The 23,607-nt window shown below is 49.3% G+C and carries 21 protein-coding genes; 9 read left to right on the forward strand and 12 right to left on the reverse strand.

Annotated features, from left to right (window positions below; genetic code table 11):
- Positions 1-13: 13 nt before the first annotated feature.
- The 3 genes from N836_RS59480 to N836_RS59490 are packed head-to-tail and all read right to left on the reverse strand — an operon-like array spanning position 14 to position 1,959.
- The gene (locus tag N836_RS59480) at positions 14-646 is read right to left on the reverse strand and encodes an HAD family hydrolase (protein WP_023074343.1); all 633 of its coding nucleotides are present in this window, start codon (positions 644-646) and stop codon (positions 14-16) included.
- A gap of 40 nt (positions 647-686) precedes the next feature.
- The gene (locus tag N836_RS59485) at positions 687-1,736 is read right to left on the reverse strand and encodes a M42 family metallopeptidase (protein ID WP_023074344.1); all 1,050 of its coding nucleotides are present in this window, start codon (positions 1,734-1,736) and stop codon (positions 687-689) included.
- 1 nt (position 1,737) lies between these two features.
- Complete coding sequence (locus N836_RS59490; protein WP_023074345.1) at positions 1,738-1,959, reverse strand: hypothetical protein; 222 nt, start codon at positions 1,957-1,959, stop codon at positions 1,738-1,740.
- 110 nt (positions 1,960-2,069) lie between these two features.
- On the opposite strand from N836_RS59490, the gene N836_RS59495 reads away from it, so the two are divergent.
- A complete protein-coding gene (locus N836_RS59495; RefSeq protein ID WP_023074346.1) occupies positions 2,070-2,756 on the forward strand; it encodes a glutathione S-transferase N-terminal domain-containing protein in 687 nt (228 codons plus the stop codon).
- 189 nt (positions 2,757-2,945) lie between these two features.
- The gene (locus tag N836_RS59500; protein WP_023074347.1) at positions 2,946-3,836 is read left to right on the forward strand and encodes a LysR family transcriptional regulator; all 891 of its coding nucleotides are present in this window, start codon (positions 2,946-2,948) and stop codon (positions 3,834-3,836) included.
- 365 nt (positions 3,837-4,201) lie between these two features.
- Here the strand turns inward: N836_RS59500 and hisC are convergent, their stop codons facing one another.
- Positions 4,202-5,242, reverse strand: a complete 1,041-nt coding sequence (gene hisC, locus N836_RS59505; RefSeq protein WP_023074348.1) for a histidinol-phosphate transaminase — start codon at positions 5,240-5,242, stop codon at positions 4,202-4,204.
- A gap of 250 nt (positions 5,243-5,492) precedes the next feature.
- Between hisC and N836_RS59510 the strand changes: the two genes are divergently transcribed.
- A complete protein-coding gene (locus tag N836_RS59510) occupies positions 5,493-6,278 on the forward strand; it encodes a hypothetical protein (protein ID WP_023074349.1) in 786 nt (261 codons plus the stop codon).
- A gap of 24 nt (positions 6,279-6,302) precedes the next feature.
- On the opposite strand, the gene N836_RS59515 is transcribed toward N836_RS59510, so the two are convergent.
- The 3 genes from N836_RS59515 to N836_RS59525 all read right to left on the reverse strand — a co-directional run bounded on the left by N836_RS59515 (position 6,303) and on the right by N836_RS59525 (position 10,429).
- Positions 6,303-7,511 carry a SpoIID/LytB domain-containing protein gene (locus N836_RS59515; RefSeq protein ID WP_023074350.1) on the reverse strand — a complete coding sequence of 403 codons (1,209 nt, stop codon included), beginning with the start codon at positions 7,509-7,511 and terminating at the stop codon, positions 6,303-6,305.
- Between the two features lie 276 nt (positions 7,512-7,787).
- A complete protein-coding gene (locus N836_RS59520; protein ID WP_023074351.1) occupies positions 7,788-8,516 on the reverse strand; it encodes an HAD family hydrolase in 729 nt (242 codons plus the stop codon).
- Positions 8,517-8,608: 92 nt separating this feature from the next.
- Positions 8,609-10,429, reverse strand: coding sequence for a M3 family oligoendopeptidase (locus N836_RS59525; protein WP_023074352.1), 1,821 nt, complete (start codon positions 10,427-10,429; stop codon positions 8,609-8,611).
- 17 nt (positions 10,430-10,446) lie between these two features.
- Between N836_RS59525 and N836_RS59530 the strand changes: the two genes are divergently transcribed.
- A complete protein-coding gene (locus tag N836_RS59530; protein ID WP_023074353.1) occupies positions 10,447-11,388 on the forward strand; it encodes an SDR family oxidoreductase in 942 nt (313 codons plus the stop codon).
- Positions 11,389-11,611: 223 nt separating this feature from the next.
- Here N836_RS59530 and N836_RS59535 read toward each other — a convergent pair whose 3' ends face one another.
- Positions 11,612-13,243 carry a hypothetical protein gene (locus N836_RS59535; RefSeq protein ID WP_152532210.1) on the reverse strand — a complete coding sequence of 544 codons (1,632 nt, stop codon included), beginning with the start codon at positions 13,241-13,243 and terminating at the stop codon, positions 11,612-11,614.
- 264 nt (positions 13,244-13,507) lie between these two features.
- On the opposite strand from N836_RS59535, the gene uvrB reads away from it, so the two are divergent.
- Positions 13,508-15,520, forward strand: a complete 2,013-nt coding sequence (gene uvrB / locus N836_RS59540) for an excinuclease ABC subunit UvrB (protein ID WP_023074355.1) — start codon at positions 13,508-13,510, stop codon at positions 15,518-15,520.
- Positions 15,521-15,546: 26 nt separating this feature from the next.
- On the opposite strand, the gene N836_RS59545 is transcribed toward uvrB, so the two are convergent.
- Both N836_RS59545 and N836_RS59550 read right to left on the reverse strand, forming a co-directional pair.
- Entirely contained in the window at positions 15,547-16,575 is a 1,029-nt protein-coding gene (locus tag N836_RS59545) for a hypothetical protein (protein ID WP_023074356.1), read from the reverse strand.
- Positions 16,576-16,860: 285 nt separating this feature from the next.
- On the reverse strand, positions 16,861-17,961 hold the full coding sequence (locus N836_RS59550) for an ABC transporter ATP-binding protein (protein ID WP_023074357.1): 1,101 nt from the start codon (positions 17,959-17,961) through the stop codon (positions 16,861-16,863).
- A gap of 63 nt (positions 17,962-18,024) precedes the next feature.
- Here N836_RS59550 and N836_RS59555 point away from each other — a divergent pair, with 63 nt between their 5' ends.
- Entirely contained in the window at positions 18,025-18,798 is a 774-nt protein-coding gene (locus N836_RS59555; RefSeq protein ID WP_235071127.1) for a TspO/MBR family protein, read from the forward strand.
- Between the two features lie 113 nt (positions 18,799-18,911).
- Here N836_RS59555 and N836_RS59560 read toward each other — a convergent pair whose 3' ends face one another.
- Positions 18,912-19,895 carry a choice-of-anchor K domain-containing protein gene (locus N836_RS59560; protein ID WP_023074359.1) on the reverse strand — a complete coding sequence of 328 codons (984 nt, stop codon included), beginning with the start codon at positions 19,893-19,895 and terminating at the stop codon, positions 18,912-18,914.
- Positions 19,896-19,945: 50 nt separating this feature from the next.
- Between N836_RS59560 and N836_RS77630 the strand changes: the two genes are divergently transcribed.
- Positions 19,946-20,212, forward strand: a complete 267-nt coding sequence (locus tag N836_RS77630; protein ID WP_023074360.1) for a hypothetical protein — start codon at positions 19,946-19,948, stop codon at positions 20,210-20,212.
- Here the strand turns inward: N836_RS77630 and N836_RS59570 are convergent.
- Positions 20,202-21,491: a recombinase family protein gene (locus N836_RS59570; RefSeq protein ID WP_031293388.1), complete on the reverse strand. Its 1,290-nt coding sequence runs from the start codon at positions 21,489-21,491 to the stop codon at positions 20,202-20,204. The genes N836_RS77630 and N836_RS59570 overlap by 11 nt on opposite strands.
- 314 nt (positions 21,492-21,805) lie before the next feature.
- Between N836_RS59570 and N836_RS73610 the strand changes: the two genes are divergently transcribed.
- Together N836_RS73610 and N836_RS59575 are read left to right on the forward strand one after the other, a co-directional pair.
- Positions 21,806-22,612: a lysozyme inhibitor LprI family protein gene (locus N836_RS73610; protein ID WP_161635001.1), complete on the forward strand. Its 807-nt coding sequence runs from the start codon at positions 21,806-21,808 to the stop codon at positions 22,610-22,612.
- Positions 22,613-22,768: 156 nt separating this feature from the next.
- Positions 22,769-23,602 carry an alpha/beta hydrolase gene (locus N836_RS59575; protein ID WP_200867448.1) on the forward strand — a complete coding sequence of 278 codons (834 nt, stop codon included), beginning with the start codon at positions 22,769-22,771 and terminating at the stop codon, positions 23,600-23,602.
- Positions 23,603-23,607 lie beyond the last annotated feature (5 nt).

The following is a 23,607-nucleotide window of genomic DNA, read 5'->3' on the forward strand; positions in this document are numbered from 1 at the left end:
CCGTGTCAATTTATTAAAGCCCAAGGCTATTATTGGCTTCTAGCCAGTTCACGACAGCCTCTAGCGATCGCACCCCATAGTCTGCATAGTCTGACCATATAAATTCCCCTGCGGTGTCAATGTAGACCGTCGCTGTTCCAGCCCGCTGCCCGGCCATTAGATCAAACTTATAATCTCCTACCATCACAGCAGCGGTGGGTGCAGCCTCCCAGCTATTCAATAACGCTAAAATGCCATCCGGTTCTGGTTTGGGGAGATGGCAATCACGGCTGAGGACGAGGGTAGGATCAAAAAAGTCCATGAGGCCACAGGCTACCAGGGTTTCATGGGCAATATCCTTGCCGTTACGGGTGAGAATACCAACTTGTTTGCCCTGGGTACGGAGCAGTGCTAACAGCTCATGGGCACCTGGCTGGGCAGTAGCCTGACGTGCCAGTTCTAATTCAATTTCTCGGAGCTGTTCATATTTAGCAGCTGCAATCTCTGTAGGCAGCTGGCGTAGTGACTCTAGAATTGGCATCCCTACGGGTAGTTCTAAGGTTGCTCGAATTGCTTCAAAATCATGGATGCCTAAAGTCAACGTGCCATCCATATCAAACACCCAGCAGGTCCGATTGGCCAGGTTCTTGCTACCATTGAGCTGCATTGTACACTCCTGTTTAACTGTTGTTGTCAGTACGGCGATATTACTGAATGCCGTTGTTCAAATATTCGGTGAGGACGATGAGACAGTTGGCGATCGCACCTAAGTCCGCAATCTCATACCCATGGGTATTCTGTGTGGGAAAGCTCAAACAGGCTCCCTTGGGCACATGACCAAACTTCATGGCAATCGATGCATCACTACCAAACTGTGAGATCACCGCCTGCTGTAAGTTAATCCCAACTGTAGACGCGGCTGAGAGAATCTCCTGATTGAGCTCCTCATCATACAGACCATAGCTATCTTGAGCAAACAATACAGGTCGCGGACCGTCGGCAATTGGGTACTCCTTAGACAGTGGACAAATTTCTAAGGCGATCAGCCGACTTAACTGCTGTCGCTGGCTAAAATATAAGGCCCCAATCGCACCCACCTCCTCTTTGGCAGAGGCCACCAGATAAACATCCACAGGAGGATTTTTGACCTGTTCAGCCAGACCCAACAAAATAGCCACTGATGCTTTGTTGTCTAAGGTGTAGCTAGCAATATGGTCTCCCAAACGAAAGGGACGTTTGCGATGTTTGCCAACCACCATCCGTGTGCCAGCTCGTACTCCCGCTCTGATTAATTCTGGAGTCGAGAGTTTAGTCTCTACCCAGGCAGTTTCCCAGTAAACTGCCTTACCCTCTTGCTGAGACTTTTGTGGAGACTCATGGGAAACATGACGGGAGCCAAAGCTGAGAATGCCTGAGATCGTCTCTTTGTCCCCCAGCAGGTCTACTACCCCTTCACCATAGACCCAAGGGTAGGCTCCCCCTAGCCGTCTGACCTGTAGCCTGCCGCCAGATTCTATTCCTTTGACTAAAGCGCCAATCTCGTCCTTGTGGGCAGTGACGGCAATTGCTCCTTCACTGGTGCGACCTGGAATTTTGATAACAATGTTGTCAGCGTCGTCTTTCCAGTGGTCAACCCCAAGATTATCTAACCATTGTTGGATATAGCGATTGACTTCACCCTCCACACCACTAGGCGAATGACAAAGCACTAACTCTTCTATGACGCTAAAGAATCGGTCGGCATCCCAGGTACTCATGCTATACCTCCGCTTGCGATCGCACCAAACCCTGGACCAGATTCTCTAGCTTCTCCTCAGAGCAGCATTCAATCAGAGCCTCAAAAGCATCCAATAGTTTGGCAGCTTCATCCCCGTGCATCGGGCTGAGGCCCCAAATGTCTTGTGCCCAATCTTTGGGCGCTGTTTCTTCAAAAATTATCCGCTCTAATAGCTGTTTTGATTCCGCCTTGGACAGGGCCATAAAATTTGCTCACTAATGCAACTGTTTTATCCTGCCACAGGTCTGCTGACGGCGCGTTTTTTACAACCCACGCTACAATAGTTCAAGATTTTCGTACAAGGCAGTTAGCCATGATCGACCTTTATTATTGGACGACTCCCAACGGTCACAAGATCACGATTTTTCTCGAAGAAGCTAATGTCCCTTACACCATCCATCCTATTAATATTGGTAAAGGCGAGCAGTTCCAGCCTGAGTTTCTAAAGATTGCGCCGAATAATCGGATTCCGGCCATCGTCGACCAGGACCCAGTAGATGGGGGTGAACCCATTAGCTTGTTTGAGTCAGGAGCCATTCTGCAGTATTTAGCGGAGAAAACAGGGCAGTTTCTACCTACGGATCTACGCGGTAAAAATGAGGTGCTGCAGTGGTTGTATTGGCAAATGGGTGGTCTGGGTCCCATGCTAGGGCAAAACCATCATTTTTCTGGCTATGCTCCCGAGAAAATTCCCTATGCGATTAATCGTTATGTTAAGGAAACGGCGCGGCTCTATGGAGTGCTAAACCAGCGTCTGGCCGATCGTGAGTATGTGGCTGGTGCCTATTCCATTGCTGATATGGCCATGTATCCTTGGATTGTGCCCTATGCCAAGCAGGGACAAGACCTCAATGATTTTTCCCACCTTAAACGCTGGTTTGAAGCGATGGCCGAGCGTCCTGCGGTAAAGCGAGCCTACGATCAGGCTAAAACTGTGAATCCTGCACCGCAACCATTTTCAGATGAAGAGAAAAAATTATTGTTCAACCTGGAAAAATAGAAATCACTCGTAGGGGTAATCCCTTGTGATTGGACGCCTTGCCGGAATTTTTTGCGCCAGGGCAGGCACAAGGTCAGCCCCTATATAAAGGCCCTGCCATAAAACCATCCCATGGATGCTATCAGGCGATTCCATAGGTGAATTGCCTACAAGTTGTCAAAATGGTGTGGGTTACTCATTATGCACGCCATGGGTCAGGATCGCTTGGGGCAGCTAAAACCGTCGCAGTTGCGAGTGCTGATTGCGGTGGCGGATAGTGGCAGCTTTAGTGAGGCGGCCCTACAGCTGCAGTTATCGCAGTCGGCAGTGAGCTATGCCATCGCTACCCTGGAAGAAGAGCTGGGGGTGATGCTGTTTTCCCGTGGTCGCTATGGGGCTGTGTCAACGCCGGTGGGACAGCAGATTGTTGAGCGTTCTCGCCATGTGCTGCATCTGATTGCGGATATTTATCAACAGGCAAATTTGGCCAAAGGATTTGAGGGGGGGCGTCTACGGATTGCGGCGTTTCGCAGTGCGGCCACCCATATTTTGCCGGAGGTAATTGCTCAGTATTGTCAGCGGTATCCTGCGATCGCAATCACCATTGCTGAATACGATGACCGACCCGATGTTGAAGCGGATTTACGCAAGGGCAAAGCGGATGTCGGCATTACCTATCTACCCCATGCACCAGATTTAGAAGCCTCAGAACTAACACGGGATGAATTTGTGGTACTGTTCCCGCCCGATGCAGTTTTGCCTGCTCCTCTGACCTGGGAGGCGTTAACATCCCACCCATTGATTATGGCCCCTGATGGCGATAGCTGTGATGCCATGGTGATTCACCATGGTCGCCAGTATGGTGTGGAACTCAAGCCCAAGTATCAAATTCGCTCGGATGCCACCATTGTTAACATGGTAGCTAAAGGTCTAGGGGCGGCTATTTCGCCACGACTAGCCGCCGAACCGATCCCTGCGGGGGTACAGGTCTACAGTTTGCCAGAACCGTTCTATCGTATTATCTGTGTCGCGACATTGGCTGATGCCTTACTACCACCGCCTGTATTTGCCTTTATGGATCTTTTAAAGGAACTTGGCTGATGGGCCCTATTGTCTTCTATGGCTGTAGATCTGAAGCGTTTTGTTTTCAGAGCTGACTCAGTGAGACTGTGACTCCATAATCAAGAATCTCCTGTGCTATAAGAACGATGATGCTTATAAAAAATCTCCTAAACTAACGTTCAGGAGATTATTGACAGGATATTTAGAGACACTAGGATAAACTGTCAGGCTTAACCCAATCGGGTAAACCCTTTGCTGAAGATACTGGTGACCCTCTGTAGCAAGAGCTCACAAGTCCTAGTGTAACTCTAGGGTTTAGTTTCATCTATGAATGTATCCAATTGTATTGATGCTTTACATTGTCCAAAGGTAGAGTATTCTCGATTTTGATGATAAGTCAGTTTTCATAGTATTGCTGACAGGCTCTTTAAAAGCTGCTGGTGTTGGTCTGGGGTGCCAATGGTAATGCGGAGCTGGTGGGTCCTGCCGAGTTGGTGTATTGGACGTACCCAAATGCCCTGGTTTTTGAGGCAATTATGTAGCCTTTGGGCGTCTGAGTGGGTGGCTAGGACAAAATTGCCCTGGGAAGGAGGGACCTGAAATCCTAATTGTTTCAGGGCCACGCTCAGGAGCTTTCGATCAGTTTTGATCTGAGCTACACAAGCTTGTGTATAGGGTTGATCTGCGATCGCAGCAGCGGCAACACGGGTTGCGATCGCATCCACCCCATAGCTATCCTTCACCTTAAATAAACCCGCCAGCAATGGCGGCTGGGCAATGCCAAACCCAAAGCGAAGCCCTGCCAGACTATACCCCTTAGATAGGGTACGGAGAACCATGACATGCTCATAGGCTTTGACCAAACTGAGGGCGGAGCCTGCTGCAAAGTCCACATAGGCTTCATCAATGACCAAAACACCTTGGACTCTAGCGGCTAGCTGGTGCAGCTCTGCGAGGGGGATTTGATGGCCAGATGGACTATTAGGGGAGGCAATGAGTGTTAGGGCTCCTTGTGCTGCGACAATTTTATCAATTGGTAAAGAGGACCGGGTATCATAGCCAATCTCTACAATCGGGACCCCACAGAGTTCTGCCAAGGTGTGATACAGACCATAGGTTGGCGTTGGATAAACCACCGGACGTGTTCGATCCGCACAAGCTCTAATGACGATACTGAGCAGATCATCACAGCCATTACCAACAATGATCCAGTCTGGAGGAACACCTAAAACAACTGCAGCTGCCTGACAAAACTCCTGGGAGTAAGGATCAGGATAACGACGTAACCATTCTCCATCCAATGTTTTTAATATGGCTAAAGTCTGGGGTGATGGCGGATAGGGGTTTTCATTGCTATTGAGCTTAATAATGGATGTCTCGGGCGACAGATAAGGGCTGGGATTATGGCCAGCAACAGTGTTGATCAGCGGTTGAAAGTATTGCATCCGATTATTATATCCACGGCTATTTCAGCAATGATTTGATGGGGTGTGATCAGTGTTTCTGCCGAAATGTTTGAAGACCAAATGCTAGACGTATGAACCGTTTACCCTGTTGGGAATACTGTGGGTAATTAAAATAAACTCGCAATTACCGATAAGATTTTGTGCCTTAATCTCTAGGGCAACATGTTTTTTCAATTGTGTTGCCATAAATTCTGTTGTATGGGCTATCTACCGTGCCATCAAACTGTTCATGAAAGTCGCCATTGATAACGTTGTATTGATCAACAAGTTTTTAAAGGGAGAAGCCTCACTGCTGGCGAATCGAGAACTGCGCCTAGAAAAAGCGCTCGATGAGATTCAGCTTTTGACGACACAGGGACTCTTGTTGGCCAAAGGACGATTTACGTCCAATCTCCCAAATGTGATGATTCGCATCAGGTCTGACTATTGGGCCTTGATCCATCAACTTGCCATTGACGCCGGTTTGCTCCCACTCAATTTAGAAGCGGAGCGAGCAGCGGGGGCAACGTTTGCTCAGTACGATTATCACAGTGTGCCCGCGGGTTATCAGATTCATTGTCAAGCCGCCTCAGCCTTCTGGAAAACCTGGTGGGTAAACCACCGCAAGATGCAGCTGATGGACATCTTGTTGCTGTGTAATCGACGATGGTATCCGGTCAAACATATGCTGTGTGACACTGGCACCATCTATGTTAAGACCTGGCGAGGAGAACAAACGTTAGCACTCTCGGATACAGTGGTGTGGCTTGATCGGAATACCCAAGCGCGTCGACCCAAGATCACGGTACGAAAACACCATACACAGAATAAACTCCCTACCACGGAGTATCCCTACCACGATGATTTACGCACCACTCAGCTGAAATCTCAACAACCTAGAGTTCCGGCTGACCTGCAGCAGGTGATTCAGACCGATGACAATCGACTTATTGTCCACACTGTTTTGGGACCAGTGGTGATTGGGGGCCATAACCTGACCTGTACCCTAGCTCGCAAAATTACAAAAATTTCTTGAGAGCAGCCCTCGTGGCGACCGAATTTAGTTACTAATATCAATCCGACCGACGGATGTATTCGGGTAGTAAGCCGATAAAATTTCGTAGTATTGATAGCCTTGCTCGGCGAGATCCAGTGCACCGGTCTGGCTCATGCCATACCCACTGTGGGCATCATCGACAATACCCTGATTGGCTGCATATAGCGACTCAACGACGCCACCGCCATAGCTAATAAATTCGCCGGATGTATTATGAACAGCTTGTTGGGTAGAGTTGGCTTCAGTGGTGATGCCCTTATAGGCCTGGTAGCGCTGGGTATCATCCAAATCATAGGCTCGTCGCTGATGACGGATAGTATGCACGATGGCGTAGGAGCGAGCAGCTACGGCCTGGGCTTTTAAGGCTTCTAGAGACCAGCTGGCAGACATTTCAGCGCCAACTACACTGTACAAATATTCTTGGAGCATCACGTAGTTGATGGCCATGACGCCGCCATTTTGCCACAGTAGCAGCAGTCTGCCGCGATACCAGCGATCGCCGACGGCAACATACCCTGTGTCGGGTTCTAGCCAGACTGCAGTGGATACTGGTTGATCATTGATTAATAGACCGCGATCATTTGCACTGATTTGATAGCCAACTCCAGCTGTTAGAGACTGGATCAGTTGACCATCTGTACCAACCATAACGCCGCCTTGGGAGGCTGCTACTGTAACGCTGGAGGCCTGTCTGGTCAGGGCAACGCGCATTTCTGTATAGGTGTCAATCGTTGGATTGCTAGACGGTGCTGGGGGGAGGGCAGAGACTTTAGGCGGGGCCGGTGATGACGTCGTCTGTGCCGTTGGTTCTGGTTTAGTAGGCCTTGCTGCTGGACTCTGAGCTGGTGACGCTGCTGGTTTGGTGTCTTTATCCGGTTGGAGGGCACTGGTGGCAGGTTTATCGACCAGATTTTTGACGGTTTTGACCACTAACCACTGCCCCAGGGCAACCGCATCTGCTCGAATAAAGGGTTCGATTGGAGCCGGAGCGGCTGCATTTCTTAAGGCTTTGGATAGTGTAGGTTCAGAGACGGCTTTAGATAGGCCTGGCTCTGACGGGGTTACTCGTTCACGGGGCTGCTCAACCTTGGTGTTGTCGGGTATAGCTGAATTTTCAGCCTTGGCTAACTGACGATCTACTCCAATCAGTGAAGTGGCGAGGAGCACGCCAGACAGCAGTATGCGGGTGGTGTTGGCGAGTCTGGGGGACATGTCAGTCTAATAATAATAATTAAATCAACTAATTAAATTCAGCAGCCGGTGCTCAGACCCAGCCAACTATAAAAAATGGTCTATGTTTAACTGTTTGCAGCAATTATCCATTCAAAATAATCGTTTACATATGCCAATGCCCTCACTATATAGCTGTGTGCTGTGGTCGTTTTTGCTCAGGCCAGCCAGTTTCTTAGGATGCCCTGGGTGATGGTTCTATTGATCAGGTCTGACCTTCTACTTTAGTTGTATTTTGCTGGAGGGCTAATTGTCTGGCTACCCGGCGCTAGGAACAAATTGATCCCAATGAGTGATGGCGTTGATTTGGGGAGGGGCTGACGATGATGTTGTTCGTTCCGCTGAGCGGTCGAAGTAAATCGATTGCATTCCCAAACGCTTTGGCGTGATCGCATCGTTAGTCAGATGGTCGCCAATAAACAGTACTCTTTCAGGGGCTGGGTTTCCGGCCACTTCTAGGGCGATTTGATAAATGGCGTCACCAGGCTTGCGTTTGCCATACTCAGCGCTGTCTAGCACAAACTGGAAGTAATGCTTGAGGCCATAACGTTCCAGCATTTTGGCAGGCCAATGGGCCAGAAAAAAGTTTGATATAACCCCCATGGAGACTTTTCCCTGCCAGCGCTGTAGCATACTTTCTACCCCGGTCGGAAGCCTTAAGGTGGTTGGAAAGCACTCTATAAACTGTATTTCCATCTCATTGAGTACCCGCTCCACGATGCTGCTGCTTGCCCCTGGCCGGTAGATGGCAAGCAAATTACGAAAGCGCTCCTGCAGCGTTTGCTCATAGGGTTGACCTGCAATGTACTCCAGCCGCCACCGATGATAGTCGGTGCGTACGGCGTCAATATCTTGATAGAGCCCGGCGCTAACCAGGACCTGGTACATCGGTGCTAACCCTGCTTCACAGCCAGACGTATCAAAGTCGTCAACTAGGGTATTGAAACAGTCAAAAAAAATCCAGTCGATTGATGTGCTGAGGACCATAGTGAATGTTGCTGTTAATCCCGCTCTACCGAGAGTTCTTCACTAGATTAGCGCCATTGGGTGCCTTCTCCAGATAGAACGTGAATGGCAGACTAAGTCTCGACCAGGGCCTCAAACTGGGCAACACTCTGCTCGACAATTTTGAGGCTGGCTTCCCAAAACTGGGGGTGTGAAATATCTTGCTGCAGATGGTGGGTAACCAACTCTTCTGCTGTCATGCTGCCAGTGTCGCGCAAGATATTGGTATATAGCTCGTTAAAGTTTGCGCCATAGTGTTTTTGTTGGGCGTAGATCCCCAAGCTAAACAGATAGCCAAATAAATAAGGATAGTTGTAAAAACCGAGCTGAGAAATTGAGAAATGTAGTTTGGTAGCCCAAAACATGTCGTCGTATTCCGAGAGGCTGTCTTCGTACCATAACTGCCAACTATCAGCCATCATGGTTTTTAGCTTGGGTGCGATCGCAACTCCCTGTTTACGGGCCTCGACCAGTCGTTTTTCAAACTCAAACCGAGCTGGAATATTGAGTAAAAAGACGGCTGCACTCTGGGCATCTTGCCAAAGAATTTCTAGCTTTTGAGCGGATGTTTTTGCCTGCTGCAGTAGTGCATCACGTACTAGGGTCTCAGCAAAGATACTGGCTGTCTCGGCCAGGGTCATGGAGTAATAGGTGCGCATCAGCGGCATGTCACGCATTACCCAGTTATGCCAGGCATGCCCCAGCTCGTGGGCCAGGGTAATGACATTGCTCATGGTGCCTTCATAGGACATAAAAATGCGCGGTTCACGGGGCTCAGCAAACCGGGTGCAATAAGCCCCCGTAGCCCGATTGGGGGTGGGTTTTCCGTCAATCCAGCCCTTTTCAGCCATCATGACTGCAAAGTCCCCCATGGCTGGGGTGAGCTGGCGGAAGGCCTCGGCAATCAATTCAATGGCTGATGCAAAGGAAATTTCAGGCGTTTCCTCGGCTGCCGGGGCTGGAGCTTGCAGATCCCATGGGGCCATTTGGGGGATTGTTAACATCTGGGCCATTGCCTTTAGCGCTCGCTGCCCAATCTGTCGCTGCTGATAGGTGGTTTCCATCAGGGCATCAAGGGTGGGGCGCTTAATCCGGTTTTGGTGGCAGCTGCGCTCCAAATAGTGCAGTTCTCGAACTGTAGCTCGCTTCTGGGTTTCTTCAAGTCGCCAGCCATTAATGGCATTGAGAATAGTGGCTGCTGTTTCCTGGTGACCAATCCAGGCATTACGGATTGCCTGCCAGGCGGCCATGCGTGTCTCTCGTTGTGGGCTACCAAGCAAATTTGCTGCTTTTGCCAGCCCTATGGTCTCGCCGTTGACGGTGCATTTTAGCGTGCCAGCTAATTCTGTGTAGAGATTGCCCCAGGTGTGTAAACCATTAACTGCTAAGCCGGTAATCAGGTTTTCTTCGGCAACACTGAGTAATTGATCTCTGAGTTTGCGTTGATGAGTTAGCAAAAATGCCATTTCCATCAGTACTGGATCGACTACCAGGGTGGTGATAAATTCAGGCCGTACCCGATTTAAAAACACTTCCATTGGTGTCATGGCCTGACTTAGCTCTGAGCCCACCTGCTGTAGCGTTGGCATGAGAGTACCGGCATTGGCATCCTTGGCATCTACGCTCAGAGCTGATGTGATGTAGGTCCGTACATTGCTGAGCTGTTTGTTTAGGGCTGTGCGGGTTTGATGGATGTTGCGTAATGCCTCAATCAAGGGGGGAAACTCGTCTTCCGGCAAAGTTTCAGCTGTTTCAATATAGTTTGAAAACAAGGCGCAGGCCGATGCGAGCTGGGCGATCTGATCCCTGATGTGGGTAATGGTGGTAGCAATTTCAGGATCGTCGGTGCCTTTGAAGAAATGTTGGTTGTCCCAAGTTTGACGCAGTTGCAGCATGGTGATGATGGGGGCAGGTGGTCTTTAATTTTAATCGGCTGTCTGGGGGCTCGCTACCCCCAACGGTCTGCTTGAGCGCCTGGTTAGTTTTAGGGTTAACTGAGGATGAGACGTTTATTGCGATCGCAGTGTCTAACATTCAGCAGCTCTTAATCACTGGTGCTACAGGGGGTGTCGGTCAATTAGCCGTCGCCTATGCTCTCAAGCAGGGGTATCAGGTGCGAGCGAGTACTCGAAATATAGCTAAAGCACGCCCATTATTTGATGATCGAGTCGAGCTAAAACAGATTGATTTGCGACAGCCCGACACCCTGACCCCATCACTAGACGGGATTGATGCTGTCCTCTGCTGCAGTGGCACAACCGCGTTTCCCTCAGATAAATGGCAGGTCGATCTACCCTCCCAGCCCTTTGAGCAGTTGCTTACCTGGAGCCGCATTTTCTTAGATGCTGACTATCGCCAGCGCCATACCAAAAACTCTCCAGCAATTGCTGATGACCAGGGGGTGAAAAATCTCATTGCAGCGGCCAAAAACTCTTCAGTATCGCGCTTTGTGATGGTTTCATCGCTGGGGATAGACCGTAAAGACCAATTTCCCTTTAATTTGCTCAATGCCTATGGGGTACTCGATGCCAAGCAGGCTGCTGAGCAAGCCCTACGTGACTCGGAACTAACGTATACCATTGTTCGACCCGGACGCCTGATTGACGGACCCTACACATCCTATGACTTAAATACTTTGCTCAAGGCATCGACCGATGGTAAACAGGGCATTGTTTTAGGTCGTGGTGATCAGTTACTGGGGCAGACCAGCCGTAAGGATGTTGCTGCTGCTTGTGTGGAGTGTTTGCAGAACGCCACCACAGAAAAAACAACATTTGAAATTATCAATCAGGGGGAACGGCCAGTCAACATTGCTTGGCCAAAGCTGTTCACTGAAATGGCCCAGGCGGGTTGAGGAGATTCAGTCGTTTGAATAAGCATGCCAAAGCTGTCGCCTTGGCATGGAAATCACATCCGTTGAGATATTGCTAACGATCATAAAACATGGAGACAGAGGTGCTTCTATGGATCATGCAAATAAGGCATCAAACAGATGAGATTTAAGCATCCACAGTCTCTTCTTCTCGGCTGAAGAGACAGATAATAAGATCTCTGTGAGTGAGTTATTGTCGCCTGTACTACCTGGCGGCCTGTTTGAGTTCTGCTAAAATCTCCTCCGTTGGATTAGCCGCGTTCAGCGATGCGTTTGTGGCTGCGGTTACTGTGACCCAAGGTTCGAACTCATTGCCGTTAACCCAGGCGGAGTAATAAGTAATCTCTGTAGTTTCCGGGGTCAAGGATAACAGTTCAATCTCTCCTCGCATGGTTTGCCAATCAACCACATAGTTATAGCCACTGTAATCATCTGGCCCAATTCCTTGGGGGCCACCTCCCACATAATTTGTTGCGACCTGATCCCAGGGCCGTACAAAGCGTTGGCCGTTCCAGCTCCAATCTCCTCCAGGCCACCAAAAGTATCCATCCTCTGGGCTGTCTCCTGGGCTCACGTAGTAGTCTGCTCCCCGGTTGAGTTCGATAGTGATCCCAGGGGCGTAACTAATTTCATATCGCACTGAGGCATCTGGCGTGCTGATAGCGGTGTCCGCCAGCCATAGCACTTCTACAGGCTGATCGCCATCAAACTGACCCATTGGGGTTGCAGCTAGCAAACTGGCATACAAATCCTGGCTAGCTGGCACATCGACCATGGTGGTAAAGCGCCAGCAGGCCCAGCTATCACTGGTATCAATGGCGGCCCAATCTACCTCACATACCCCGTTGGCGGTAGCAGCCCACAGATTTTCACCCTCGCTCCAGAGTCGAGTGGGGATGGCTCCAATCAGCGGGCTATTGGCAACTGTATAGCTTTCAAGTGAGTCGTCGTCAGGACGATAGGCTACCAGCCCCTTGGCTGGCAGATAGGGATTGCCCTCGCCTGCAAATTGGGTGCCGAGCCAGAGAATGGTTTCATCGTTGGCTGTGGTCAATGCTAAGTCTGTAATTTGAGCGCTGCCCAGTTCGGAGGGTTGCCATAGGACAATCTGATTGGACTCAAGCTGATATTGCACCACTGTAGCGATACCGCTAGCCCCTTCGCTCTGTTCAAACCCAATGGACCACCAGAGGGCATCGGCGGTAACCGCTGTGCCAGTGATGGTGGGGACACCTGCACTAACGCCAAGTTCACGCTCGATAATGTCAGTATTGGTGTAAAGCACCTGGGCAGTGGGCTGGCTGTCTCCTGGTTTAATCAGTTCAAAGATGACCTGTTCTAAGTCATTGTCAGAGGCTGGTTCCTCATCCACCCACGCGGCATCCAGACGCACCCGTGCTTGATAGGGCTGATCTTGACTAGTAACGGTTTGATAGGCTGGGTCGCTCAGGGCTGCAAAATATGCGGCGTAGTCTTCTTCTTCGCTGGGCTCGGGTTCTAAAGCTGCTACACCCCAGGTGCGATCGCCTTTGCAAAAGGTAAAGCTGTAGCGACTGCCCTTGAAGGTCAGCGTGCTATCGGTCGCTTCTACCGCTGTTGGCCGGAAATTAAAGCGCTCAAACGGTAATTCGATATCTGTAGCAGGCTGCAGCGGTACCTGGCTATCCATTGGGTCACAAGCGGCAGCGGTCCCTGTGGCGTCAATGGCTTCGGCAGTTTCTGCTGAGGGAGCTGCTTGATTAACGGGTTGGCCTGGGGTGCAGGCACTAATTGCTACCTGACAAGTCAGTGCTGATGCGATCGCAAGACCCATATGTTTCCAACGCCAGATTTTCATAGATACCCCCATAATGAGCTATCAAGTTGCCTTGACTGGAGTAACAGGACTGCTCCTCCCCAATCATCTATAGGGTAGCGACTCCGACAACCGGCCAATACCTAGCCTCTCCACCTTTGGAAGTGGCACGGATGTAAGCAATACAAGCCAGTGACCTTTAAAAACAGCTGTGCGGATTTTAGATATTACTTCTAAAATCGTAAAAGTTCGCATTAATGTGACGATTACTACCTACGCATTCCCCTTTGCCAGCTGCCACCACCCATGACAGACTTTGACATTCAGGCCCCGTTTGAACCCAAAGGCGATCAACCCAAAGCAATTGACGGTCTACTTAGCTATGTCGAGGCTGGAGGCCAGTACCAAACCCTATTAGGGGCCACCGGTACTGGTAAGACCCATACCGTGGCTCGGGTGATTGACAAAGTCGGGCGACCCACCCTGGTTCTAGCCCACAATAAAACGCTGGCAGCCCAGCTCTGCAACGAGCTGCGGGAATTTTTCCCAAATAATGCTGTTGAATATTTCATTAGCTATTACGACTATTATCAGCCGGAAGCCTATATCCCAGTAACGGACACCTATATTGCCAAAACCGCATCGATTAATGAAGAAATCGATATGCTGCGCCACTCGGCGACCCGTTCCCTATTTGAACGACGGGATGTGATTGTCGTAGCATCCATTAGCTGTATTTACGGTTTGGGAATTCCGACCGAGTACTTAAAGGCATCAATCCCACTGCGGGTAGGGATGGAGCTGAACCAGCGCCAGGTACTGCGGGATCTAGCGTCGGTGCAATATACCCGCAATGATATTGACCTGGGGCGGGGACGATTTCGCGTTAAAGGTGATGTATTAGAAATTGGTCCTGCCTACGAAGATCGGATCATCCGAGTTGAATTTTTTGGTGATGAAATCGACGCCATTCGCTATGTGGACCCGGTAACTGGCGCAACGTTGCAGAGTATGGAAGCGCTCAATATCTATCCAGCGCGTCACTTTGTCACTCCTGACGATAAGTTAGAAGCTGCCTGCAACGGTATTCAGCAAGAACTGCGGGATCAGTTGGAGCTGCTAGAACGAGAAGGCAAACTGCTAGAGGCCCAGCGGCTAGAGCAGCGCACTAAGTACGATCTAGAAATGTTACGGGAGGTAGGTTACTGTAACGGCGTGGAAAACTATTCTCGTCACCTGGCTGGACGAGAGGCGGGTGCACCCCCGGAATGTCTTCTCGACTATTTCCCAGAGGACTGGCTGTTGGTGATCGATGAGTCCCATGTCACTATTCCGCAGCTACGAGGAATGTACAACGGTGACCAGGCGCGTAAAAAAGTTTTAATCGATCATGGTTTTCGGTTACCTAGTGCCGCCGATAACCGTCCCCTCAAGGCAGAAGAGTTTTGGCAAAAGGTCAGAAATTGTATTTTTGTATCGGCGACACCCGGAGCGTGGGAGCTAGAAATTTCTGAAAATAGGGTCGTTGAGCAGATTATTCGTCCCACTGGAGTGTTAGACCCCGAGATTTTTGTAAGGCCCACCACCGGACAGGTAGACGATCTTCTGGGTGAGATTCAAGAGCGGGTGCAGCGCGGTGAACGCACCCTAGTCACCACGCTAACAAAACGGATGGCAGAAGATCTCACTGAGTATTTTGACGAACATGGGGTGAGAGTCCGTTACTTACATTCCGAGATTCACTCCATTGAGCGGATCGAGATTATTCAAGATTTACGCAATGGTAATTTTGACGTGTTGGTGGGGGTGAATTTACTGAGGGAAGGGCTGGATTTACCTGAAGTATCACTGGTGGCGATTCTTGATGCGGATAAAGAGGGTTTCTTGCGAGCCGAGCGTTCTTTGATTCAGACCATGGGTCGGGCTGCTCGCCATGTGCAGGGACAGGCGATTCTCTATGCTGATAATTTGACCGATAGCATGGCCAGAGCGATTGAGGAGACTGAGCGTAGACGCGCTATTCAACAGGCCCATAACGAGAAACATGGGATTGTGCCGACGCCAATTGTCCGTCGCAAGAGTAATGCTATTCTCTCGTTCTTAGAAGTGTCGCGTCGTCTCAATGCTCAGGAGCTGGAGGAGGTGTATGAGCACAGTGACGATCTAGCCCTAGAGGATATTCCTGAGCTGATTGGTCAATTAGAGAAGCAAATGAAGGCAGCCGCTAAGGAACTGGACTTTGAAGAGGCAGCTAAGTTTCGCGATCGTATCAAACACTTACGTGAAAGGCTGCTGGGTAAACGCACCGCAGCTGATTGAGCAGCTAGAGCGCCGACTGCGTAGTTCTACATAGATAGTTGCTTATTGCTGGTGTAATAGCGATACAAAGATACCAGCATCACCTTCAGAGCCCGATTGAGTTCATTCGAGGTTTCCAAGCAGTGAGCCAAAATTGTTAGCTTACTTTCAAAATCACTGTAGGTAGGACAGTAGTCAAAGGTCTCTTCCAGCAAGTCGCGAAGCGTTTTGGTTTGCAGAATTTGTCGTTGCAGTGGGCTATCAGCATAGGGGCCATAAAGCACCGAATACAGCAGCACCCTTACCTGATTGGCGTCACACTTTTGGGTCAGGTCCTGTTCCAGGTTAGTCAGGCTGTTGGGGGTCGTAACCACAGGGACAGGAGCTGTCACATAAAGTGGCCGAAAGGCTCTTAAAATTTGCTTTGCGATGAGCTGGGCACTAGCCAACGACGACTGATGCTTTAATATCCTTAGCAAATTTTGTTTAAGCTCAAGCGGTGTAGGGGCCTGGCGATGAGCCAGCTGGACTAAGCTCAATAAGTCAGTGCTGGCAGTATCAGCAATTTTTCCAGGTCGCTGACCGAGATAGCCCAAAAAAGTCTTAATGACTTCTAGATTATCTGACTTGGATAATTCATTGATGACCGGCCTATATTGCTCTGACGTGGCCCGTGATTGTACCGATGCCGATAGATTAGCGACTTGTTGATCGGTGGATGGTGAGAGTTCAACCTGCGGTCGAAAGATAAAACGCAGATAGTATATGATGACGTTTGCGATCGCAGTGTACACCTTTTTTCGATTCAGGTGATTAGCCCGTTGATAAAGGCTTTCGCGACATTGACTAAGTGTTGAGTAACGTCCCAACAGGATCGTAATCAACGACTGCATTGGCACACTGTTTAATGCAGAAACCTCGTTCTCCCACGTCCCATAACAAACGCTAAATAAGAGTTTTTTAATTCGTAGATGCTGGGAGTGCTGTACTAGATTCTCTACCACCTGCTCGATCGCATCTTGCTTTGTAGCAAAGGTTGGTTGAGAATAGCTAATCGAAAGACCGTCAGGGGACATGGTATTTGGCGGCTGATTACGCTTGTATTAACCTTGACTAATATTCACATCTTAGGACTAAATTGGCTAGTTCAATTCACCGACTCTTGATTAGAGCACAGGAAATTACTACGGTCAGATGTTCATAACTTCATATCCTAGTATTTTCACGTAAGAAAAAGTGCGGTGGAGTACAAAAATTCAAAACAAAGTAATACCTAGGAACCTGCATAAACTACGGTTGCAAAAAAAAGAAAATATAGGTTGCAGTAATAAAGCCAGCCGTTCCAGAGAATATGGCGCTGTCTAAATTGTTTGCTCTGTTTCGGTATCAAATAAATGGATACGCTTGCTGTCGATCTGTAGGGTAACGGTTTCTCCAGGAACTAGAGAAGCCCTCGGATCGAGACGCGAAACAATCTCACTGCCATCGGCTAGGGTGGCATAAACGATTAATTCATGACCCATCAGTTCTACTACTGACACCTCGGCTTGAACATCTACTGGCATAATGCCAGGAGGTAAATAGTGGGGGTGGTAAATGCTTTCCGGGCGAATCCCCAGGACAACGGTCTGGTCGATATACTGACTGATGCTATCTGCATTTTTGGACAGGGGTAGGCTGAAGTTGGCCGCTTTGACCCAGAACTGGTTGTTGTCCCCCGTGACCTGAGCCTGTAAGAAATTCATGGATGGACTACCTAAAAAACCGGCCACAAAGATGTTGTTGGGCTGTTCGTAGATGGTCTGAGGGGTATCCACCTGTTGCAAAATACCCTGATTCATAATGGCGATGCGGCTGCCCATCGTCATGGCTTCTACTTGATCATGGGTCACATAAATAAATGTGGTGCCTAATCGTTTGTGTAGCTTGTTTAATTCAGCGCGTGCCTGGACGCGCAGTTTAGCATCCAAATTGGATAACGGTTCATCCATTAAGAAAGCCGATGGGTTGCGGACAATGGCACGACCTACAGCCACTCGCTGACGCTGGCCGCCAGAGAGTTGTTTAGGTTTACGCTCCAAGAGGGTTTCAATGCCAAGCTGCTGGGCGGCCTGCTGAACTCGCTGACGAATATCTGCTTTGGGGACTCCCTGGAGTTCAAGGCTAAAAGCCATATTGTCAAAAACACTCATATGGGGATACAGCGCGTAGGATTGAAATACCATGGCGATGTCGCGATCCTTAGGCGGTAAATCATTTACCCGACGTTCATTAATATATAGATGGCCGCTACTGATGGTTTCGAGTCCGGCCAGCATACGCAGCGATGTCGTTTTACCGCAGCCTGAGGGACCAACCAGGACTAAAAATTCGCGATCGCAAATTTCCAGGTTTAGATCCTTGACGGCAACGAAGCCATTGTCATACTGCTTAGTAACACGTTCGAACCGAACATTTGCCATCGCTTTTCGTTTCTGCTGGGTTGCTCTCACCCCAAATAGTAACGGCAATCATGATAAATAGTAATGAAAGTAAATAAACCCAAGCGGAAGAACCCCAAGGCTATGGCGGAAAAATCAACCCTGTTTAAACAGGTGGAATCCATGGTGAATACCATTATGGGGGTGCGTACGGAAGACGAGAAACAGCTGAATGCTTTGCCGAATGGTCAGGCTGACTGGAAGGCGATGGCTATCTACATTGCGGGAACTCTGGCCCAAATTGGGCTGATGCTCTTGAGTTTGTGGGGACTGCAGCAATTGACTCAAAGTTGGCAAGGGATGCCCCGAATTGGCGTTGCGATCGTATTTTTTACGGTGGTAGCTATTCGTTCCCGTCTGTTCTCTCCCCTCAACAATGCCCGCACTCGCACCACCTACAGTCAGGTCGAACGACCTGGCTGGGCTCCCCCACCCATCGCATTTCCCATCATTTGGATGAGTATTGGTGTTTTGCGCGTGATTACTGCCTACATGGTATGGCAGGCTTTAGGGCAAACATACTGGACATGGCCCCTAGCAATCTTGATGATTCATCTAGCCTTAGGGGATACATGGAACACTATCTTTACCGTTGAGGGGCGACTGGGGTTAGCAGTACCGGTTGTCATTTTTGGCCCCTTGACCTCGGCAGTGGCGGTGGTAGTTAGCTATTGGCAAGTTTTTCCCCTGGCTGGGCAGTTATTGGTGCCCATGGTGATTTGGTTGAGCGTGGCGAGTGCGTTGGTTATTTCCATTTGGCAACTGAATGGTCGTGAACCCTGGTACCCCATGGTGTTGGATGAATCGACTGCCAGCTGATGTGATGCCATGTGAGAGTTAGAGATATCCATAAGAAAAACTTGAAAGTCTGTAAGACCTTCAAGCCCAGGGTGTTTTATTTGTTGCGAAGAAGATTATCGGTAGCCAGGTGATTATACGCTGGCGGTGATGGTGTCTGACTGTTGGCGATATGTCTTTTTGATGATGAGAGCTGCTGCTCCTAGACCCAACAGTAACCCTGGTTCAGGTACACTGGTCGGTTCTTGGGGATCTTCAGGCCCATTATCCACTTTGACAACACGGGCAAACATACTAGCCTGGCTGGTGCCATTTTCTTGGGAGATAAAGTCGGTGACAGCGCCAGCGTCAAAGTTAGGAGTGTCATTAAATCCTACTAGCTCTAGGGTATATTGCTCTCCCTCAAATTCAAAGCTGTTTTCAGAGTCGATCGCAAAGTCCCAGGTGATTTTGTCAGAACATCCACTACCAGTGGTCTCGTAGGGGCAAACCCCATCAGCGTGATTGCTAGCACTGTTGCTAGTTTCATCCACGTTGAGAGCAAAGTTAAAAGTTTGTTTGCCAATACCGGTTTCACCGAAGTCTAAATTAAGGCTGAAATCAGTTTTGGTGGCGGCACGACCATCTGACCAAATAGTGTTGTTGTAATGTTTGAGTGTACCTAGATTAAAGATCTCTCCTACACCAAGATCAACGTTACTAACACCGATAAAGCCGAGACCACTCTTTTGGGCGGTGCGATCTTTATGGGAGCCATAATATTGCGAGCCATTTTTTTTCCGATAGGAGCCATAGTCTGAGATTTTCTTATGACCGGCTTCCTGGGTTTTGTCATAGCTGTAATAATCGTAAACTGGGTCGCCCCAACGTACTTGATTTACTCCGTTATAGTCAAAAAATTCGACGTAGTTATCAGAGTTGTCTGTAAAGGCTGCTTGCTCGTAGTTAGTGAACTCATTGTTAGTGGCAGCTCGACCAACGGTGGTGCCATTTTTTAACTGTGCATTATCAAATCTTGCCGATGTGCCGTTTAACGTAAATGCATAACTGGGCGCAGCTCCTAAACCACTGACGACGGCAGCAATCGTCAGTGCAGCGCAAGGATTGAATTTGTTCATAATTACTTTTGTTGATTTCGACGTGGCATATCCGTGTCGTTGACCTTTGTATGTCAAATTTAATACTTAAAACTCGCGTCGAAATGCTGGAAAATACTTATCTTTTTCTTGAAGAGTTTGTGGCTGCCATGGCTTGTAAGGGTTGCTTAGAACAGACTTCCATAAAGAGAGTGAACTTGTTCTCTTTTGTTTTAGGTGGTCTTACGGAGAATGCTAATGTTGCAGTGTTGTTATCTAATGCACATCCGCCAAATGGCTGCTGGATGAGTAATTACTGGGTGCTCAATTCTCGTCTGCCTCTGAAACTTAAAACGTAAATACCAGCTTAAGTGTCCAGGTTTGGTTGTGGCGCAGGATCTGAATTTCGCGGATAAACTCTCGGAAGAAAAAACGGCGCTCAGGTTCTGATAAGTCTTCCCAAAATTGAGGAATACTAACAGCTTGGGTAAGTTCTTTGAGATTGACTGGGGGCAGCTGGGCGAGTTGCTGATTGAGGTGAGCAATTTCTGTGTGTACACCATAGGCCCGCAGGTCAGCAGTTGTTTGGTCTAAGATACCTTGGCTGACTAGCTGGGGCAGCTGTTCGAGTATGGATTGCTGGGTTGCGATCGCAGCTTTTAATGCAGTTTTAGGATGCTGAGCAGGTGTTGAGAGCTGACTAACTGCTTTAGGAAGTTCGGTACAAATCGCCTCAATCGTTTGTTTAAGTAAAGTCTCGTAGGGAATGGCTTTGCATTTGGCTGAGCATGGGGCCCGCATGTAGGTATAGCTATTGGCCCGGTGAGGCGTACTCACCCGACTGACAGTTAGTTTAGTCTGACATTGTTGGCAGGTAACCAGACCCGCTAAAGAACGTGGGGCGCTGGCCGTTTTAGCGGGCAACGAGCTATTGCGCCGCAATAACCGATCAATTTGAGCCGCTTCAGTAGCGTCTAGGATGGGGCGATGAGTATTAAGCGCAATACCACCGTCGCCATAGCGGGTATGGCCTCGATAAATGGGATGATCTAGCCATCGCCGTCCCGTTGAAACGGAGATCTGCTTACGGTATTGCTTGGCAATGTAACGTACGGCACCCCGAAGCGAACCATATAGCAAAAACTGTTCAAAGAATGCTTTAAGTATTGGGGCCGTGGTTCGATCGATCACATACCCCTGTTTGCCACGACGGTAGCCATAGGGAGCCTTCCCAGGTGGAGGTAAAGCCTTTAATCGGTTCGCTGCATGTCCTTGGCGAATCCGACGTTGACGCTGAGCTGTCTGGACTGCTGCTAACACAACCGGTAGTGGAGTATGAGAATCTCCTGGGGCTGGAGTTTGATAGGCTTCTTCCGTGGCAATAACCACGGTTCCGGCGGCTTCTAAAGTGGCTAAATTTTGAGCTACTGCCGACAAAGAATCCCCCAGCTCAGCCAGTCGTCGTAATAGCAGATAGTCAGGGGCCTGGGCCTGATTCAGCAGTGCCTGTAGCTGAGGGCGCTGTGCTGTTAGCGGCGTATCGTGATAAACGCGATCAACCTCCCAACCCCACAGAGCACTACTGTCCACTGGTGGGTCTAGAAGAGGATCTGTGTAGAGATAGGCGACAATGTGCACAGGAGACGATGAGAATGAGGGACGAAAGTATGAGTACGGAGGAGTGGGAAAAGGTCTGAAGTATTTCTGAAGTATTAAAGTTTCAGGGGGCTGAATTGCCCTAGCCAATCCTGCATCTGTTATGCAACCTACCCAGCCAGACAAACGTGTGAAGGAAGCTGGGGGTGCCGCAGCTTAAACCCAGTCTCTAAGTCCGTTTAATCTACAGCTTCCAGTAACACCTACGGCTAGAACTGCTGAATAATCTTTAGATTTGCCATGGGCTGAAGATGGGTGCGCTACACTCCAATGGAGCAAGCTGGTGTCATGTGATCATGAGTAAACCAACCTTAAACCTATTCTCTTTAGTGCTGATCTTAGGGTTAGTCGGCTGTGGACAGTCTCCGTCGGTGACGGCTCCTGAAGAATCCGCTGGCACAACTCCTGAATCCACTGAAGTTGCCCCCCCAGAGACTGATGCCCCAGAAAGTCAGGCGACAGAAACTCCGAGGACTCCTTCAAGTGCTTCCCCCAGCGGGACAGAGACTCCGTCTGCATCCCAACCGTCCTCGCGCTCTTCACCTGTGGCGCTTGCTAAAAAAGACTGTGGGCAGCTGACGACCCAGCAGGAGATGAATCAGTGTGCTGCTGAAAACTATGCCATTTCGGATAAAGCCCTGAACCAGGTATACCAGGAGGTGCGCCAGGGGCTGGATGATGCAGCTAAAGCGCGATTAACTGCTGCTGAAGAACGTTGGATTGTGTTTCGGGATGCTCAGTGTACATTTGAGAGCGATCGCTTTGAGGGGGGCTCCATGGCTCCATTAATTCAGGCGACTTGCATGGAGCAAATTACAGATAATCGGATTGCTGAATTGCAGCAAACGGTCAAAACTGAAATCGGTTTGGCTGATATCGATGCTCAGCTTAATGAGGTTTACCAGAATGTGCAATCCCTAGCGAGTGAAGCGACCGGAGAAGCATTGGTAGATGTGCAGCTGTCGTGGCTTGATTATCGGGATGCCCACTGTGAGTATGAGGCTAATTTGCCAGCGGCACCTGATGTTAAGGCGTGTTTGGCGGTAACTACTGAAACCCGTGTATGGCAGCTAGAGGCGCTTGAGGAAGAGTGGTCTTTATAATTGACCATTGGTTTGAGCTGCTACCGACATTGCCTATGGGTTTGGGGCATTATTGCCAGTGGCTGTTGAGTTTCTAGATTGAGGCTGTAAATGATTGCTTATAAAGGTTTTCAGGCGCTGGTTATAGCGATAGCTGGCGTTTATGGAACGATATGTGTGGCATTGTATTTTTATCAAACGAGACTGATCTTTAAACCGACGCTGCAATTAACTCAGACCCCAGAAGAACAGCAGCTAGATTATGAAGAGGTTTGGATTAGTCCAGAAGGCAAGGCTTCACCGGGGCAAGGCTTGCATGGCTGGTGGTTGCCAGGGTTACAGGGAAACTTGGCTGACTATGGACTAACACTCCTATACTTACATGGCAATAGTGAAAACATTGGGGCCAATTTAGGGCTGGCCCATCGCTATCAGCGGATGGGATTCAATGTATTGCTGGTGGATTATCGAGGATATGGGCAGAGTATGGGACCGTTCCCCAATGAGCAGCGGGTGTATGACGATGCGATCGCAGCCTATCGCTATCTCGCAGAAACCCATCAGATTCCGGCACAGCAGATTTGGGTATTTGGCCATTCCCTGGGTGGAGCTATTGCCATTGAGCTATCTACACAGCGTTCGATGGCAGGGCTAATTGTCCAAAGTACCTTTAGCTCTATGCTGCAAGCCGTTCAATTTAGCGGTCAATATAATTGGGTGCCAGTGAACTGGATTTTGACCCAGCGGTTTGATTCCATAGCCAAGGTTCCCCAGCTGGAGGTACCGGTGCTATACATTCATGGTCTGGAGGATGACACAACCGCCGCTGTAATGTCAGAACAACTGTATAAAGCATCCCCCTTGCCTAAACAGCTTTGGTTAGTCCCAGAAGCAGGACATAACAATGTGGCGGATACGGCTGGACTCAAATACGTTACAACTGTTGAAACGTTTGTTGAGCAAATGCAACCCACTGTGGCTATTCAAGCCCCCGCGTCTCCCGTAGAATAGACGTT

The sequence above is a fragment of the Leptolyngbya sp. Heron Island J genome, from assembly GCF_000482245.1.
Classification (GTDB): domain Bacteria; phylum Cyanobacteriota; class Cyanobacteriia; order Phormidesmidales; family Phormidesmidaceae; genus Leptothoe.

Bases quoted from the DNA above. Each gene is read 5' to 3' on its own strand.
- N836_RS59480 (WP_023074343.1), bottom strand. From the start codon at position 646: ATGCAGCTCAATGGTAGCAAGAACCTGGCCAATCGGACCTGCTGGGTG.
- N836_RS59485 (WP_023074344.1), bottom strand. From the start codon at position 1,736: ATGAGTACCTGGGATGCCGACCGATTCTTTAGCGTCATAGAAGAGTTA.
- N836_RS59490 (WP_023074345.1), bottom strand. From the start codon at position 1,959: ATGGCCCTGTCCAAGGCGGAATCAAAACAGCTATTAGAGCGGATAATT.
- N836_RS59495 (WP_023074346.1), top strand. From the start codon at position 2,070: ATGATCGACCTTTATTATTGGACGACTCCCAACGGTCACAAGATCACG.
- N836_RS59500 (WP_023074347.1), top strand. From the start codon at position 2,946: ATGGGTCAGGATCGCTTGGGGCAGCTAAAACCGTCGCAGTTGCGAGTG.
- hisC (WP_023074348.1), bottom strand. From the start codon at position 5,242: ATGCAATACTTTCAACCGCTGATCAACACTGTTGCTGGCCATAATCCC.
- N836_RS59510 (WP_023074349.1), top strand. From the start codon at position 5,493: ATGAAAGTCGCCATTGATAACGTTGTATTGATCAACAAGTTTTTAAAG.
- N836_RS59515 (WP_023074350.1), bottom strand. From the start codon at position 7,511: ATGTCCCCCAGACTCGCCAACACCACCCGCATACTGCTGTCTGGCGTG.
- N836_RS59520 (WP_023074351.1), bottom strand. From the start codon at position 8,516: ATGGTCCTCAGCACATCAATCGACTGGATTTTTTTTGACTGTTTCAAT.
- N836_RS59525 (WP_023074352.1), bottom strand. From the start codon at position 10,429: ATGCTGCAACTGCGTCAAACTTGGGACAACCAACATTTCTTCAAAGGC.
- N836_RS59535 (WP_152532210.1), bottom strand. From the start codon at position 13,243: ATGAAAATCTGGCGTTGGAAACATATGGGTCTTGCGATCGCATCAGCA.
- uvrB (WP_023074355.1), top strand. From the start codon at position 13,508: ATGACAGACTTTGACATTCAGGCCCCGTTTGAACCCAAAGGCGATCAA.
- N836_RS59545 (WP_023074356.1), bottom strand. From the start codon at position 16,575: ATGTCCCCTGACGGTCTTTCGATTAGCTATTCTCAACCAACCTTTGCT.
- N836_RS59550 (WP_023074357.1), bottom strand. From the start codon at position 17,961: ATGGCAAATGTTCGGTTCGAACGTGTTACTAAGCAGTATGACAATGGC.
- N836_RS59555 (WP_235071127.1), top strand. From the start codon at position 18,025: ATGAAAGTAAATAAACCCAAGCGGAAGAACCCCAAGGCTATGGCGGAA.
- N836_RS59560 (WP_023074359.1), bottom strand. From the start codon at position 19,895: ATGAACAAATTCAATCCTTGCGCTGCACTGACGATTGCTGCCGTCGTC.
- N836_RS77630 (WP_023074360.1), top strand. From the start codon at position 19,946: ATGTCAAATTTAATACTTAAAACTCGCGTCGAAATGCTGGAAAATACT.
- N836_RS73610 (WP_161635001.1), top strand. From the start codon at position 21,806: ATGAGTAAACCAACCTTAAACCTATTCTCTTTAGTGCTGATCTTAGGG.